This window comes from Microaerobacter geothermalis (assembly GCF_021608135.1).
Lineage (GTDB): Bacteria > Bacillota > Bacilli > DSM-22679 > DSM-22679 > Microaerobacter > Microaerobacter geothermalis.
On the sequence record NZ_JAKIHL010000055.1, the window covers coordinates 1 to 15,016 of the forward strand.

15 protein-coding genes, 3 tRNA genes, 1 rRNA gene, 1 other RNA gene and 1 other annotated feature are annotated in these 15,016 nt (G+C 39.1%); of the genes, 1 reads left to right on the forward strand and 19 read right to left on the reverse strand.

Annotated elements, in window-relative coordinates:
- Positions 1-217: 217 nt before the first annotated feature.
- The 17 genes from L1765_RS14925 to guaB form a co-directional block, all read right to left on the reverse strand.
- Positions 218-484, reverse strand: a complete 267-nt coding sequence (locus tag L1765_RS14925) for a pro-sigmaK processing inhibitor BofA family protein (RefSeq protein ID WP_236408289.1) — start codon at positions 482-484, stop codon at positions 218-220.
- Between the two features lie 146 nt (positions 485-630).
- A complete protein-coding gene (locus L1765_RS14930; protein WP_236408290.1) occupies positions 631-840 on the reverse strand; it encodes a DUF2508 family protein in 210 nt (69 codons plus the stop codon).
- A 67-nt stretch (positions 841-907) separates the two neighbouring features.
- Positions 908-1,507, reverse strand: coding sequence for a recombination mediator RecR (gene recR / locus L1765_RS14935; protein WP_236408291.1), 600 nt, complete (start codon positions 1,505-1,507; stop codon positions 908-910).
- A 10-nt stretch (positions 1,508-1,517) separates the two neighbouring features.
- The gene (locus L1765_RS14940; protein WP_236408292.1) at positions 1,518-1,829 is read right to left on the reverse strand and encodes a YbaB/EbfC family nucleoid-associated protein; all 312 of its coding nucleotides are present in this window, start codon (positions 1,827-1,829) and stop codon (positions 1,518-1,520) included.
- A 22-nt stretch (positions 1,830-1,851) separates the two neighbouring features.
- Complete coding sequence (gene dnaX, locus L1765_RS14945) at positions 1,852-3,537, reverse strand: DNA polymerase III subunit gamma/tau (RefSeq protein WP_236408293.1); 1,686 nt, start codon at positions 3,535-3,537, stop codon at positions 1,852-1,854.
- 165 nt (positions 3,538-3,702) lie between these two features.
- Positions 3,703-4,800 (reverse strand): ATP-binding protein, encoded by a 1,098-nt coding sequence (locus L1765_RS14950; protein ID WP_236408294.1) that lies wholly within the window; start codon positions 4,798-4,800, stop codon positions 3,703-3,705.
- A gap of 109 nt (positions 4,801-4,909) precedes the next feature.
- Positions 4,910-5,174, reverse strand: an RNA gene (ffs, locus tag L1765_RS14955) — signal recognition particle sRNA large type.
- 168 nt (positions 5,175-5,342) lie between these two features.
- A tRNA-Ser gene (locus L1765_RS14960) sits at positions 5,343-5,433 on the reverse strand.
- 346 nt (positions 5,434-5,779) lie between these two features.
- Complete coding sequence (gene tadA, locus L1765_RS14965) at positions 5,780-6,244, reverse strand: tRNA adenosine(34) deaminase TadA (RefSeq protein ID WP_236408303.1); 465 nt, start codon at positions 6,242-6,244, stop codon at positions 5,780-5,782.
- A 300-nt stretch (positions 6,245-6,544) separates the two neighbouring features.
- Positions 6,545-6,621, reverse strand: a tRNA-Arg gene (locus L1765_RS14970).
- A gap of 7 nt (positions 6,622-6,628) precedes the next feature.
- Positions 6,629-6,718: transfer RNA gene (locus tag L1765_RS14975), tRNA-Ser, on the reverse strand.
- 90 nt (positions 6,719-6,808) lie between these two features.
- Positions 6,809-8,086, reverse strand: coding sequence for a serine--tRNA ligase (gene serS / locus L1765_RS14980; protein ID WP_236408295.1), 1,278 nt, complete (start codon positions 8,084-8,086; stop codon positions 6,809-6,811).
- A 259-nt stretch (positions 8,087-8,345) separates the two neighbouring features.
- Positions 8,346-8,546 (reverse strand) — a binding site (T-box leader).
- Positions 8,534-9,124: a pyridoxal 5'-phosphate synthase glutaminase subunit PdxT gene (gene pdxT / locus L1765_RS14985; protein ID WP_236408296.1), complete on the reverse strand. Its 591-nt coding sequence runs from the start codon at positions 9,122-9,124 to the stop codon at positions 8,534-8,536. Its footprint overlaps the feature before it by 13 nt.
- 12 nt (positions 9,125-9,136) lie before the next feature.
- Positions 9,137-10,021 (reverse strand): pyridoxal 5'-phosphate synthase lyase subunit PdxS, encoded by an 885-nt coding sequence (pdxS, locus tag L1765_RS14990; RefSeq protein WP_236408297.1) that lies wholly within the window; start codon positions 10,019-10,021, stop codon positions 9,137-9,139.
- A gap of 92 nt (positions 10,022-10,113) precedes the next feature.
- A complete protein-coding gene (locus tag L1765_RS14995) occupies positions 10,114-10,251 on the reverse strand; it encodes a DUF2621 family protein (protein WP_236408298.1) in 138 nt (45 codons plus the stop codon).
- A 46-nt stretch (positions 10,252-10,297) separates the two neighbouring features.
- Positions 10,298-11,605: a D-alanyl-D-alanine carboxypeptidase family protein gene (locus L1765_RS15000; RefSeq protein WP_236408299.1), complete on the reverse strand. Its 1,308-nt coding sequence runs from the start codon at positions 11,603-11,605 to the stop codon at positions 10,298-10,300.
- 165 nt (positions 11,606-11,770) lie between these two features.
- Positions 11,771-13,228 carry an IMP dehydrogenase gene (gene guaB / locus L1765_RS15005; protein WP_236408300.1) on the reverse strand — a complete coding sequence of 486 codons (1,458 nt, stop codon included), beginning with the start codon at positions 13,226-13,228 and terminating at the stop codon, positions 11,771-11,773.
- 159 nt (positions 13,229-13,387) lie between these two features.
- Between guaB and L1765_RS15010 the strand changes: the two genes are divergently transcribed.
- Positions 13,388-14,392 (forward strand): YaaC family protein, encoded by a 1,005-nt coding sequence (locus tag L1765_RS15010; protein ID WP_268928962.1) that lies wholly within the window; start codon positions 13,388-13,390, stop codon positions 14,390-14,392.
- Between the two features lie 15 nt (positions 14,393-14,407).
- On the opposite strand, the gene L1765_RS15015 is transcribed toward L1765_RS15010, so the two are convergent.
- Together L1765_RS15015 and rrf are read right to left on the reverse strand one after the other, a co-directional pair.
- On the reverse strand, positions 14,408-14,584 hold the full coding sequence (locus L1765_RS15015; protein ID WP_236408302.1) for a hypothetical protein: 177 nt from the start codon (positions 14,582-14,584) through the stop codon (positions 14,408-14,410).
- 306 nt (positions 14,585-14,890) lie between these two features.
- Positions 14,891-15,007: ribosomal RNA gene (rrf, locus tag L1765_RS15020) — 5S ribosomal RNA — on the reverse strand.
- Between the last annotated feature and the right edge of the window lie 9 nt (positions 15,008-15,016).

The following is a 15,016-nucleotide window of genomic DNA, read 5'->3' on the forward strand; positions in this document are numbered from 1 at the left end:
AAGTTTAATCTGCTCTTCTATCCTTATGAGTCCCTTAGACTCTTCCTTACTCCATTTGAATCTTCAGGGTTCGCTTGGCTTCTGCACTGTTCAGTTTTCAAGGTACATCTTTCTTCCTTCCCTCTTCACCGCCCCATCGCGGCGACAAGAAGTATCTTATCATATCCGTATCAATAAATCAACTGGAATTTTTATGGAATTTTTTTGTAATTATCGGTTAAATGATAAACAGTTTAATAAGTACTAGAGTAGCAAGGCCAGGTATTCCCAATAATCCGGTTATAAGTGCAGTTATGGGATTGATCGGTATACTAAAGTTGAATAGTTGTCCAAACAAATTAACGAAAAAGAGCATAATTGCTCCTACCATTAGCTGAATAACACCATACCCGAGTATTTTTAACGGACGGAATGCAGACTGTGTCAATAAAATAAATACCGCAAAAATGATGACAATCCCTATAATCCCCCAGCTCCAACCCATCATGTATTACCCCTTTCAATATATTTTAATCTGTATTCGATCTCTGTTCCGATCCTATTCCTATCCTACTCGTCCACTTCTTCCTTTAGAACAAAAAAGGACGTATAAAAAAGAACCTATCCATTTCTGGATAGGTTCGGTCTAAATTATTTTAGGGTATTTTTATATTGCTTTAATAAGAATTCGTATCTTCTTTGAAGTAATGGTATATAATATGTTTTATCTAAATCATCATCCATTAATAATCTTAAGGAGCTCTCAAATTTCTTCCAATCCCTTTGAGCCTGATGTATTTCCTCCAGCAGATGCTTTTTCTCTTGCTCAAATAGCGGATGCTCCTTATTAAAAAAGGCCATAACGTCTACCCCTCTCCTTTATTATACATCATTATATGGCCTTAAATTTCTGATGATGACGACAATTTCATAATTCCCTTCTTCCTTCTAATGCTTTGGTTAAAGTAACTTCATCTGCATACTCTAAATCCCCTCCAACCGGAAGACCGTGGGCAATACGAGTCACTTTAATTCCTGTAGGCTTTAAAAGGCGAGAAAGATACATGGCTGTTGCTTCCCCTTCTATATTGGGATTGGTTGCTAAAATCAGTTCTGATACCGTTCCATCTTTAAGTCGGTTTAGTAGCTCTGGTACCCGGATATCTTCCGGTCCAACGCCATCCATAGGAGAAATGGCCCCATGTAAAACATGATAAAAACCGAAAAACTCCTTTGTCTTCTCCATAGCCACCACATCTTTCGGATCCTGTACAACACAAATAACCCCTTTATCCCTGGAAGGATCCCGACAAATTTGACAGGGATCAATATCCGTTATGTTGCAGCATGATGAACAGTAATGAAGGTTTCTTTTGGCATTTACAAGGGCTTTGGCCAGTGTCACGACATCCTCTTCTTCCATGCCTAATACAAAAAACGCCAAGCGACCCGCTGTTTTCGGACCTATACCTGGCAATTTCATAAAACCCTCCATTAGTTTAAATATAGGTTCAGGATATTGATACATGGTCTATCTCCTAAAACAATCCCGGAATATTTAAGCCACCTGTAACTTTCCCTAAATCAGCACTTGCCAAGTCATCCACTTTTTTTAATGCATCATTGACTGCCGCTAAAACTAAATCTTGGAGCATTTCTATATCATCTGAATCAACTACTTCGGGCTTAATTATGACATCTAAGATTTCTTTATGTCCATTGGCTTTGATCGTTACCATTCCGCCGCCAGCCGTTCCCTCAACGGTTTTTTCTTTAAGGGCTTCCTGTGCTTTTTGCATTTGCTCCTGCATTTTTTTAACTTGTCTCATCATTTGATTCATATTTTTCACTTTATTATTTCCTCCTTTGGTTTTAGTCCCTAATCTCAACTAGTCCTTTTCCTGCAATTTTAAATGCTTCTTCAAAAAAAGAATCCTCTGATGATGATTCTTCATCATCCCCCTCTTCGTTCATATCATTTTTTAAGGTACGCCATTGGTTATCCATTAGAGTAAGAATAGATATGGGACTTCCATAATACTCTTTCAACGTCTCTTCAATTATCCTTCGATTCATCTCCCTTTCTGTTGTTTCCCGATGAATTGGACTTTTAAAAGACAAAACAATGGTATTGGAAGAAGCCGCCACAGGTTCTCCATCAATTAACCATGCATGTACTGTTATTTTTTTCTGTTTTACATTTGATAAAACCTGCTGCCAATCTCTCTTTATTTTTTCCAGTTGCCTCTCATCTGCTTGAAGCATGGTTTCTTTAATTTTATTAAAGGCAATTTTTCCAGTCGGGTTTAGTCTTTGAGTTTTCACTTTGGAAGGAGCTGCTGCAGCAGCTGAGACTTCCTGTGATAAGCCTTGCTCAATCAGACTAATTTTGCTCTCTAGTTGGGCAATTTTCTCAAAAAGGGACTGAAGTTTTTGTTCGTCCATGGTTTGGATACCGGAATGATCTTCCTTTATATTTTTTTGAGATACCTTTGTCAGCACCATCTCCACCATGACCCGGGGATGATTTATTCTTTTTAATTCCATTTGTATTGATGTAAATTCATGAATTACCCTTCGAAGTTCCTCAGTGGTACACTCTTGAGATAGTTTGATAAAGTGTTCATCAATGGAAACGCGGTCTAACAATTGATCCAAATCTGGTGCCGTTTTATAAATCAATAGATCTCTTGCAAAGTAGAGGATCCCTTCTAATATTTGATGAATATCCTTCCCTTCATGAATAAGAGAGTCAAATAAGTATAACACTTGCCTCGGGTTCTTATAGATTATTCCCTCTACCAATTTTAAAATTACTGTTTCCGATACACCGCCGGTAACCGACAATACATCCTCTTCCGTAATGGAGTTCCCGCCATAAGAAAAAACTTGGTCAAGGAGACTTAGCGCATCCCTCATTCCCCCTTCCGCATATTTGGCAATCAGTGTCAAGGTTTTCACGTCTGCCGAAATTCCTTGTTCCTGACAAACAAATGAAAGGCGATTTACAATATCGGATATAGATATACGTTTAAAATCAAAGCGCTGACACCTGGATATGATGGTTAGAGGCAATTTATGAGGTTCAGTTGTCGCTAAGATAAAAATGACATGGGCGGGGGGCTCCTCCAAGGTTTTTAACAGTGCATTAAAAGCCTCAGGCGTGAGCATGTGGACTTCGTCAATAATATATACTTTGTAATTCATGTGGGTAGGTGCATACTTTACCTTATCTCGAATATCCCGTATCTCATCCACCCCTCGATTAGACGCCGCATCAATTTCAACGATATCAACAACGGAATGATCCATTATGGATACGCATGCTTCACACTGATTGCACGGCTCTGCCGAAGGTCCATTTAAGCAGTTTACCGCTTTAGCCATCACTTTGGCGGCACTTGTTTTTCCCGTTCCACGAGGACCACAAAACAAATACGCGTGAGAAAATCGACGTTCGGCTAACGCATTTTGCAATGTTTTGGTAATATGTTGTTGTCCTACGATATCAGCAAATTTGTTGGGCCGCCACACTCGATACAAAGCCTTATAATTCATCTGTCCTACTCTCCATCGGTAACTACTATAATGTCCAATCCATTATACAATATATTTCACTTTTTCTAAAGAAAACTTGGCTTTTACAAAGCTATTTACGAAAGTGAAAGCCCTAGTTGCATTTCCATAAATACTTAACCTGAAACAGTATAAAGAAGCCCCCGGCTAAATATGCGGCAATACAATATGAAAAGTTGTTCCATATCCTTTTGTTGAAATTCTGATGTTTCCACCCAAATCATGAATAATTCTGTGGCAGATAGGTAATCCTAAACCCGTTCCATTCTCTTTGGTTGTAAAAAAGGGATCAAAAATTTTATCCATTACATATGGAGGAATTCCAGGACCCGTATCATGAAAATTAATACTTACTTTCTTCCCTTTTAATAATTGGAAATCAATAGATAATGATCCATTACCGTTCATCGCTTCTATGGCATTTTTGCATAAGTTTAGAAAAACTTGCTTCAAAGACTCTACATCCCCAATGATATGAGGCAGTTTTCCACCTGTTACATCCACAAGATCTATACCATGAAGCAACGCTTCATTTTTAATGATCACTAAAATATCTTGAAGAACCCTATTTAAATCTACCTCTTGAAATTGTATATCCTTAGGTTTGCTTAATAAGAGAAATTCACTGACTAATAAATTTATTCTTGATAATTCCTCCTTCATGATACTAATATATTCCATCTCCCTTTGCAGGTTTTTATCTCTAAGAGATTGCTGTAGGATTTGCAGAAATCCTTTTATAGAAGTTAATGGATTTCTGATTTCATGGGCAGTGCCGGCAGCTATTTGACCAATAACAGCCAGCCGCTCACTTCTTTGAATCTGCTGTTCTAAGGTTTTTAAGTGGGAGATATCCTTAAATATGGTAAATCTGCCAAGAACATGATCTTGATCATCACAAATAAAGTCGGAATCCACCAATAAATCATACTTACTTCCTTGATTTGACCAACTAATCAATTTATTTCGGACTGACCCGTTTTCCGTTAATACTTGATAAATAAAATTCCACTTCTCAGGCAACCCAGGGAATGCATCTTTTAGATCTCTGTCAAGGACACATTCTTTTTTTATTCCCAAAACACGACACGCCATATGATTAATTTCAACAATTTTTGCTTGATGGTCCGTAATAACGATACCAAAATTGATATCACTAGTTATATATTTTACAAACCATTTTAACATTAAGTCCCCTGATGATATATTATGATTACCCTCAATCATATCATCACCCCAGTCCATTGGATAATATTTATTTGATTTCCCTAATTCTTCATTCCATTCATATTTCCTGCATAAAAAAAGCCCGGATTTTCCATCCGGACTCTATTTTTCACAATTTATTTAAAAACCGTGCACCTGTTGTCGATATATCTATCCAAGCGTTACCCTTGCAGTTAGCTCGAGTCAGGCAACCCTACGGCACACGGAAAATTCCGCTTACGGCTGCTTTCTTCCGAACCTGACCGGGTTCACGGGTTTCCGTTGCGTAGGACCCAAATGTCAACACCACTTACAAAGGCCAGACCTTACATAGAATATACCTAAAACAGGAATTCAACCCCGCTACAGCGGATTGCGGGTATAGGGCACCGCTACCTCCCCGTCTAGCACGGTAATGTTTATTATAACACAAGTATAGAAAAAACGAAAGAAGCAATAATTACCAATTACAAATCGCTTTCCTTGCTTGCGGCTTTGTATGACAAATAGGTGAGAAACTTTCTCCATCCGGCGTCCAATATGCTTTTGGCCAGATGGTAGTTATGGATTATTAAGTGTCATGGCGGAGGCGGAGGGATTTGAACCCCCGCGACGCGTGAACGCCCTAGCTGATTTCGAATCAGCCCCCTTCAGCCTCTTGGGTACGCCTCCCGATTTTAAAGATATACGGTGACAAAGAATATAGTATCATATAAATTCACCAGGATTCAAGTGCAATTAGATGGAAACAATTTTGACACAAATTTGTGACTAAATTGTGAAATGTATCACAAAATCATTGTGATTTGATTCACTTAGTATTATCATTGTATCTGTAAGTGACGTACTGAGGACCCCTTTAAAAATTATCTCTCCATCTTTCTTCCCCCAGCCAGAAGGCTGGGTTTTTTTTGCCGCATAAAGTCTTTATTTACACACGTTCTCTCCGCAGTAAATAGTTAGTTTTAATAAAGACACTTATGGAATAAAAATATACGAATAGTGCTTAGAAATCTGTTCATTGATCACGTAGATTAAATTTATTAGATTTGTTTACGCGCAATTTCTTAAAAAATTCGGTCAAGAGAATACTGCACTCTTCCTGTTTCACATCGGAAATAATCTCTGTCTGGTGATTAAAGGGTTTATATTGCAAAAGGTTTAATAAAGTACCAGCACAGCCTGCCTTTGGGTCAGAGGTTCCATAAACCACTCGAGGAATCCTTGATTGAACAATAGCTCCGGCACACATTGGACAAGGCTCCAGTGTTACAAACAAGGTGCAATTTAACAATCGCCACCCGCCTATGACTTGACTGGCTTCTCTAATGGCAATCATCTCGGCATGAGCGGTTGGATCTTTTGTGGTTTCACGCAAATTATGTCCCCTCCCAACAACCTTCCCATCACACACGATAACTGCACCTATGGGTACTTCCCCTATTTCTTCTGCTTTTTTAGCTTCTTTAATTGCCTCATCCATAAATCGATGAAATTCATTGGGTAGATTTATATTCTCCAACTTTCATCTCTCCTAATATTTTTACATACATTATACTGCTCCTTCTTTCCTTATTTGACACAAATTTAATGATAATATAACTCGAAGGCTGTCCTTAGTGAATTCTTTGATAAGAAAAATACATTTTCATATCCATTTGTGACCTGTTGGGTCATGTATGTTTAGTTCCGTTTATATAATGTGTATTCCAAAGTATTAATTGAAAAAACCCTCTAAGGGATCTTTAATCCACTTGAGGGTTCTTTTTTATGTATATCCGGATGGTGGGCCCGAGAGGATTCGAACCTCCGGCACACGGTTTAGGAAACCGTTGCTCTATCCACCTGAGCTACGGGCCCAAAAAAATGGCGGAGAGGGTGGGATTCGAACCCACGGAGGAGTTGCCCCCTCGCTGGTTTTCAAGACCAGAGCCTTAAACCACTCGACCACCTCTCCATGGTGCCACGAAAGATATGATAACATAGGATAATAGTTAAAATCAAGAGTAATAAATTGGTAATGAGGAGGCAACGATTTATGTGTGTGTTATTTTTCTATTTTTTCCACTCTCATATATGGACGTAACACATCAGGAATGACCACACTTCCGTCAGCTTGTTGATAATTTTCCAAGATGGCTGCCATCGTTCGGCCAATTGCTAAACCAGAACCATTTAATGTATGGACAAATTCTGGTTTTCCTTTTGCCTCACGTCGGAATCTAATATTTGCCCTTCTTGCCTGGAAATCTTCAAAATTGCTGCAAGAAGAAATTTCCCGGTACGTATTATAGCTTGGAATCCACACTTCTATATCATATTTTTTTGCCGCTGTAAAACCTAAGTCCCCAGTACACATACTCATGACTCTGTAGGGCAATTTAAGAAGCTGAAGAACCTTTTCTGCCTGATTTACCAATGTTTCCAATTCACGATAAGAATCTTCTGGTTTAACAAGCTTGACCAGTTCCACTTTGTTAAATTGATGCTGCCGGATAAGTCCCCGGGTATCCCTTCCCGCCGAACCAGCCTCAGAGCGGAAACAAGCGCTATAGGCCACATAATATTTAGGAAGATCACCTACATCTAATATTTCGTCCCGATGATAATTTGTAACAGGAACCTCTGCAGTAGGAATCAAAAAGTAATCATGATTTTCGGCTAATTTAAAAGCATCTTCCTCAAATTTGGGGAGTTGACCGGTTCCTGTCATGCTTTGCCGATTTACAATATAGGGCGGCAACATTTCAGTATACCCGTGTTCCTCCACATGAAGATCTAACATGAAATTGATCAAAGCCCGTTCAAGTCTTGCTCCCAGCCCTTTATAGAAAACAAATCGGCTTCCTGTTACCTTCCCTGCAGCTTCAAAATCAAGAATCCCGAGATTAGAGGCAACTTCCCAATGGGGTTTCTGCTCGAAATCAGAATGAACAATCTCCCCCCAAAATCTAACAGGCACATTATCATCCTCTGTTAATCCTACCGGTACAGATGGATGAGGAATATTCGGGATAGCCAGTAAGATATTCTGGAACTGATCTTCGATCTTACGCAGCTCCTCATCCATATCTTTTATTTTATCTGATACAACCTTCATTTCTGCAATCAGGCTATCCGCATTCTCTTTATTTTTCTTCAGTTTTGCAATTTCCTGGGATACTGTGTTTCTCTGGTTCTTTAATTGCTCTGTTTCCTGGAGAAGTGTTCTCCTTCTGGCATCCAGTTCTATAAAACGGTCAATCTCATTTACCGCTTCTCCTCTATTTTTCATGGCCTTTTTTACTTCTTCCGCTTCCATTCTTAAACGCTTTACATCTAACATGGAAAAAACCTCCTAATCTTTCTCTTATCTGTGCTACACTATAAAAACTTGGCTTTTCGCCGAGTGCTTATTAACGAAAGCCCTAGTTTTTCTTATACTTTATTCCTTGAAAGTGGTTGATCTTTCTTAAATGTATAAAGAAAACTCGCCGATTGACGAACCCCTGGGCGAAGACAGAGGCTTAGTTGCCCTTATGGGACATAAGAACGTATAAATAATTTAAACATTCTTATTAACCAAAGAAAAACTCTCACCCCTGGTAAGGGACGAGAGTTACCCGCGTTGCCACCCTAGTTGGTTGTTTTCACAACCCACTCAAAAGATAACGGATTATCCGTGCCAATTTTACTCCAGTTGGCCTCTCGGGAATGGATTCTTCAGATGGCTAAAACGGTTTGCACCAACCACCGCCTCTCTATATTAGACCAATCTAAATACTATTTTCCCTCATTGATTGTTTAATATTTTTTTATAGGATTCTACCATATGCAAGAAATATTCATGCATCCGTCTATCTTCCGTTAGTTCAGGATGAAAGGATGCCCCAAGCAAATGACCTTCTTGCACAGCCACAATTTCTCCCTTGTGTTTTGCAAGAATTTTCACGTTGGTCCCAACCTCTTTGATTAATGGAGCCCGTATAAAAACGGCCCTAAAATCATTGGCCACACCGGGCATCGGAAGGTTTACTTCAAAACTCTCTCTCTGTCTACCAAAGGCATTTCTTTCAACTGTGATATCCATTAAGCCCAAGTGATTCCAATCCTGACCTGCTATCTTCTTGGCAATGATAATCAACCCGGCACAAGTACCGAAAATCGGTTTTTCCTCCCGATGAAATTGTTGCAATGGCTCATAAAAATCATATTGATGAATCAACTTGCCAATGGTGGTGCTTTCTCCTCCTGGTATAATAAGCCCATCCATTTCCTGCAACCGTTCAGGCCTTTTAATTGCATAAGATTCAGCACCTAATTGCGCAATCATATTTAAATGCTCAGCAACCGCACCTTGCAGGGCTAAAACCCCTATTTTCATCTTGCTTTCCCCCTACCATCCTCTTTCTGCCATACGTTCGGTTTGCTGTAAGGTGGAAATTTCAATTCCCTTCATGGCTGTTCCAAGATTCTTAGAAAGCTGTCCGATTAACGCGTAATCTTCAAAATGGGTTGTTGCTTCTACAATGGCTTTGGCAAACTTTTCAGGATTCTCCGATTTAAAAATTCCAGAACCAACAAAAACACCATCGGCACCCAAATGCATCATAAGAGCCGCATCAGCAGGGGTAGCTACTCCCCCCGCTGCAAAATTAACCACAGGCAGCTTTTTATGTTCATGAACATAAAGGAGTAGCTCATAGGGCGCCCCTAAATTTTTGGCTTCAGCCATCAATTCATCCCTTGACATATTGGCAACTTTTCGAATTTGACTCATCACGGTTCTCATATGGCGAACCGCCTCCACAATATTTCCTGTTCCAGGCTCACCTTTTGTGCGGATCATCGATGCCCCTTCACCAATTCTCCTTAAAGCCTCTCCAAGATCCCTTGCCCCGCAAACAAATGGAACAGTAAATTCTTTTTTATTAATATGATAAAGGTCATCTGCCGGTGTAAGCACTTCACTCTCATCAATATAATCCACACCAAGCGCTTCCAATACCCTGGCTTCCACAAAATGACCTATTCTTGCTTTTGCCATTACCGGTATGGATACAGCATTCATCACTTCTTCTATAATGGTGGGATCAGCCATCCGAGCAACTCCTCCAGCGGCACGGATATCTGCCGGAACCCTTTCTAAAGCCATCACAGCAACTGCTCCTGCTGCTTCAGCGATTTTTGCCTGCTCTGCATTTACAACGTCCATAATGACGCCGCCTTTTTGCATTTCTGCCATTCCGCGTTTAACCCGATCAGTACCTACTTCAACCATTTTCTTGTATCCTCCTACTATACTTTATGTCTGATATATAATTAAACACATTTTACAGTAAGGTATTTAAAAAGACAACCATTCAGATGAAATTATACCTGTTTATCATTCTTTGGCCAATTTCTTAAAAATTTGCGGAACATAAAGAACCCACCAATCAAAATCAAAACTACAATCGTGGCTGGTACAAGGATAACAGCCCATTGCATAGCCAAAGACATGGTATTCATGGTCATCACCACCTGTATTATGATCCCCCATCAGGCAAAGATAAAGTTAGCCCGATATACTTTCAACTATACCTGAGAAAATTCCCTCAGTAAAATCCTTGATCGCTCGAAAGAAAAGACGAATCCAACTTGCCCTTTCCACATTCTCTTTTGCTACCAATTCAACCTTATTCAACTGTTCATCTAATGGAGTTAAAAAACTGGTTTTTCCTTCTCCAGAGTATGTGAAGCGTATTTCTCCCAAAACATCTCCCTTTTGAATGGGAGCAGTCAATTTCGATTGATCAAAATTTACTTCCGGTTGATAAAGTTCTTTTTCTCCCTTTTTTACTAATACCATTAGAGGAGATTTGGTTTCAACTTCAACCGATAATTTTTTTCCCTTATTTACAGGGGCGACTTCATTTCCTGAAATTTGACTTCCGGAGGGAACCATTTCTACCAATTCAAAATTATTAAACCCATAATTGAGGAGCTTTTTTGTTTCTTCAAAACGGGTATCTATCGTTTCGGCTCCGGTAATGACACTGATTAATCTTAACCCTCCTCTTTGAGCAGTAGCAGTAAAATTGTATCCCGCTTCAGCCGTATACCCGGTCTTTAATCCGTCGGCTCCTTCATAGGTATACTTCAACCCTGGAAGTAGCCAGTTCCAGTTAATCATATCAATGGCTTCTCTCTCACCTTCCCGGAACCATTTCCTAGGTATTGATGAAATAGATAGGACTTCAGGATAATCCGTAATTAATCTTCTGGCCAAAATGGCAGCGTCCTTTGCCGACATATAATGTTTACCTTCAATATTTGGTTTAAAATCCCCCAACTCATCAACGGGAAAGCCAGTGCTTGTAAGAAAATGGGTGTTGTCCATACCAAATTCTTTCGCCTTTTCATTCATCATTCGCACAAAGTTTTCTTCCGTTCCAGCAATATACTCTGCTAACATGACGGTTGCGTCATTGGCTGAATATATGGCCATGGCCTCATATAATTCTCTAACGGTTCTCTTTTCTCCCAAATTAAGAAACACACCGGAAGAGTCCTTTTTGCTGGCGATAAAAAAACCATAATCAGAGGTTGTCACTGGATCATCCCATGTAATTTTTCCCTTGGAGAGGGATTCCATAACCAAGTACTCTGTCATCATTTTCGTCATACTGGCAGGGGGAAGAGGTAAATTCTCATTCTTTTTATACAATATTTTTCCGGTTTTTGCGTCAATCAGAATTGCTGATTTTACATTTAAATTTAGTTGACCATCTTCCGCAGCCAATGTCTGATTTGGAAACAAACTAGATAAAACCACCGATAGGACGAAAACAAAAATAAAGCTTATTTTGCGACGTAAATCCATACCCATCTCCCTCTTTATGTAAAACTAACACTATTTTAAACCTTTATTACCGCATTAGAAAAACTTCAGTAGAAGCTTTTCCTATTCTATCATAGTGGAAAAGACAAAAAAAGCAGGGTAATTTTCCCTGCTATATTTTTTCTTAATCATGTCTTTGAGAACTTATCATAAGGAATAATTGGGTGCTTCCTTCGTAATTTGAACATCATGGGGATGGCTTTCCCTAAGTCCTGCATTGGTTATTCGAATAAACTTACTATTTTCCCTTAACTCCTTAATGGTTTTTGTTCCGCAATATCCCATTCCCGCGCGCAGACCACCAACCAGTTGGTAAACAGTGTCAGCCAAGGGCCCTTTATATGGTACTCGTCCTTCAATCCCTTCCGGAACCAATTTTTGTTCGTTTTCCTGGAAGTAGCGATCCTTGCTTCCTGCCTTCATTGCTCCTAAGGAGCCCATTCCACGATAAACCTTAAACCTTCTTCCTTGGAAGATTTCCGACTCTCCAGGACTTTCTTCGGTTCCAGCCAGAAGAGAGCCCAACATGACAGCATGTGCACCAGCTCCGATGGCTTTTACGATATCTCCGGAGTACTTAATCCCTCCGTCAGCAATAATCGTTGCTCCATATTCTTGAGCCACTTTTGCACAATCATAAACGGCAGTGATTTGTGGAACTCCAATTCCTGCAACTACTCTGGTTGTACAAATTGAACCAGGACCTATTCCAACCTTAACCGTACTAGCTCCTGCTTTTATTAAATCCCTTGTTGCTTCACCTGTCGCTACATTGCCGGCGATAATATGAAGATCAGGATACTGACTCTTCAATTTCTTAACCGTTTCGATAACACCCTTTGAATGACCATGAGCAGTATCTACCACCACGGTATCGACTCCCGCTTTCACCAGGGCAGCAGCTCTTTCGAAGGTATCTTTTGATACCCCTATGGCTGCACCAACAAGAAGCCTTCCATGATTATCCTTGGCTGCATTGGGGAATTGAATGGCCTTTTCAATGTCTTTTATGGTAATTAAACCCTTCAGTTCATTATTGTCATCAACCAAAGGCAGCTTTTCAATTTTATGTTTCTGAAGGATTTCTTCCGCTTCCTTTAAAGTAGTACCCACCGGAGCAGTAACCAAATCATCCTTGGTCATCACTTCTTTAATTTTTATAGAATAATCATGAACAAACCGAAGATCCCGATTTGTAATAATTCCCACCAATTGATTCTTCTCATCTACGATAGGAACACCAGAAATACGGTATTTTGCCATTAACGCCTCAGCATCATAGACATGATGTTCAGGAGTTAATGAAAAAGGGTTGGTAATTACACCGCTTTCAGATCTTTTTACACGATCTACTTCTTCAGCCTGCTGTTCAATACTCATATTTTTGTGGATAATTCCTATACCGCCTTCTCTGGCAATAGCAACAGCTAATGCCGATTCCGTCACCGTATCCATCCCAGCACTGATTAACGGTATATTTAGCTTCAAATTGGGTCCTAGTATCGTAGATACATCAACTTCTTTGGGTAAAATTTCAGATTTTGCAGGAATTAGTAAAACATCGTCAAAAGTTAAACCTTCCTTTACAAATTTATCCTCCCACACGCTTTTTTCTCCCTTTCCTTTCAATTGTTAAATCCCTAAGATATTAGGATGAGTGTAACAAAACCCACAATTTACTGTCAAGAAAGGGGGTATAGGTTCGGAAATTTTCGCAAAACTAAAAAATGTAAATGTTTTATTTTAGACGGGGAATGATCATTTATGTCTCGCCAAATATGGAATGATTTCTATTTTTTCGAAAATGAACCAATGGCTAAACAGTTTTTAACAAGACAATACCAAAGGCAAGGGGAACTGGATTGCCACATTCTTGCATACAAAAACACACATAAATTTATTTATTATATTAAGCAAGCCAGAGCTTATTATGAGACAGCAGAGGGCAGCCACATTATAGTAAAGCCATTGCTCCTTTATTATGGAATGACCAGTCTAGTTAAAGCAGTATTAACCAGCTTAAACCCCTATTATCCCCAAAATACCAGGGTATTAAAGCACGGAATTTCCACCCGTAAATTAAAAAAAGCGGAATATCAATTTCATAAAGATGAAATAAAAATTCAAAAGGATGGTTTATTACCACTGTTTCTTTCCTACTTTTTAGACCCAAAAAAGTTGAAAAGGGACAAATTTACCGTCATCCAACTTCTTTCACAGTTACCTGAACTCACTTCAGCATATCAGCGGCTATATAACGATATTGCAATGATTCAAGTTCACGTTACAGATTTCTTTCATGAAAAGTTAAAAGGGACTCCTATTTTTATGAGTGAAAAAATATTGGATGAATATCATATGACCTACTCTTCATTTTTGAACTATATGAATCAATTTAATGAAGGCGAAATTTATTTTTCCGAATGTAATATTCCTTTATCGAAAGGAACCATTTGCTATTTATGGAATCATCCTTCCCAAAAACATCTATCCGATGTAAGATGTGGAATACAAAACAAAATGTTTTCCCTTGATGATAAAGGTCATTACTTCATTCGTTTACATTTTTCTTCTATAGACTGGCTTCCGGAAATATGCATTCATTTAATACTCATGTATATTCTGGGTATGCTATGCCGATATGAAACAGAACTTTGGGGGGAAATTATTTTTTCTTTTACATCTGGTGACATGTACATTATTAATGAATTTCTCCATTTGTCAGAAAAAAAATTTCCCATATTAATTCTTCAACAGATATGGAAGTGAGAATGTTCCAGAGAATTAGCAGGAAAATTCCATACCAATGGGCCTAATATCAAATTGGTCTCCATAGATACTTTTTCTATAGTCAATTTCCACCTGATTAAAATAAGGCTTGTCAAATTCACTGATTAAAATGGATATTCCGTTATCATTATATAAAATTTCCGTATTCCCCTGTGACTCTACCAGAGCCATATTAAATTTTGGGCCCCCTCAGCCAAATCCTTCAAATTTCAGCTTCAGGTAGAGGTTGTGATTTCCATGTTTATCCATTATTTCCTTTAACCTAGTAGAGGCTGCATCAGTTATTTTAATCATCTTACTCTCCCTTTCCGGTTTAAAAAAATCTTTTTTGTTCTACATTAAAATTATACCCCATACCGTATGTTGTGTAAACCTGTACATTATAGTATGCTTCTAGAAATAGAAGAACTTACAATACAGTCTGGAAACACCCAAAAAAAGCCAGGTTGGAAATGCAATCCAACCTGGCCTTTACATGCCTGGCAACGTCCTACTCTCCCAGGACCTCCCGGTCCAAGTACCATCGGCGCTGGAGGGCTTAACGGTCGTGTTCGGGATGGGTACGCGTGTATCCCCTCCGCCATCATCACCAGACTTCTATAC

Excerpts from the sequence above, each read along its gene's own strand:
- L1765_RS14925 (WP_236408289.1), bottom strand. The coding sequence starts at position 484 with ATGGGTTGGAGCTGGGGGATTATAGGGATTGTCATCATTTTTGCGGTA.
- L1765_RS14930 (WP_236408290.1), bottom strand. The coding sequence starts at position 840 with ATGGCCTTTTTTAATAAGGAGCATCCGCTATTTGAGCAAGAGAAAAAG.
- recR (WP_236408291.1), bottom strand. The coding sequence starts at position 1,507 with ATGTATCAATATCCTGAACCTATATTTAAACTAATGGAGGGTTTTATG.
- dnaX (WP_236408293.1), bottom strand. The coding sequence starts at position 3,537 with ATGAATTATAAGGCTTTGTATCGAGTGTGGCGGCCCAACAAATTTGCT.
- L1765_RS14950 (WP_236408294.1), bottom strand. The coding sequence starts at position 4,800 with ATGGACTGGGGTGATGATATGATTGAGGGTAATCATAATATATCATCA.
- tadA (WP_236408303.1), bottom strand. The coding sequence starts at position 6,244 with ATGGATGAGGCAATTAAAGAAGCTAAAAAAGCAGAAGAAATAGGGGAA.
- serS (WP_236408295.1), bottom strand. The coding sequence starts at position 8,086 with ATGTTAGATGTAAAGCGTTTAAGAATGGAAGCGGAAGAAGTAAAAAAG.
- pdxT (WP_236408296.1), bottom strand. The coding sequence starts at position 9,124 with ATGAAAATAGGGGTTTTAGCCCTGCAAGGTGCGGTTGCTGAGCATTTA.
- pdxS (WP_236408297.1), bottom strand. The coding sequence starts at position 10,021 with ATGGTTGAAGTAGGTACTGATCGGGTTAAACGCGGAATGGCAGAAATG.
- L1765_RS14995 (WP_236408298.1), bottom strand. The coding sequence starts at position 10,251 with ATGAATACCATGTCTTTGGCTATGCAATGGGCTGTTATCCTTGTACCA.
- L1765_RS15000 (WP_236408299.1), bottom strand. The coding sequence starts at position 11,605 with ATGGATTTACGTCGCAAAATAAGCTTTATTTTTGTTTTCGTCCTATCG.
- L1765_RS15010 (WP_268928962.1), top strand. The coding sequence starts at position 13,388 with ATGTCTCGCCAAATATGGAATGATTTCTATTTTTTCGAAAATGAACCA.
- L1765_RS15015 (WP_236408302.1), bottom strand. The coding sequence starts at position 14,584 with ATGGCTCTGGTAGAGTCACAGGGGAATACGGAAATTTTATATAATGAT.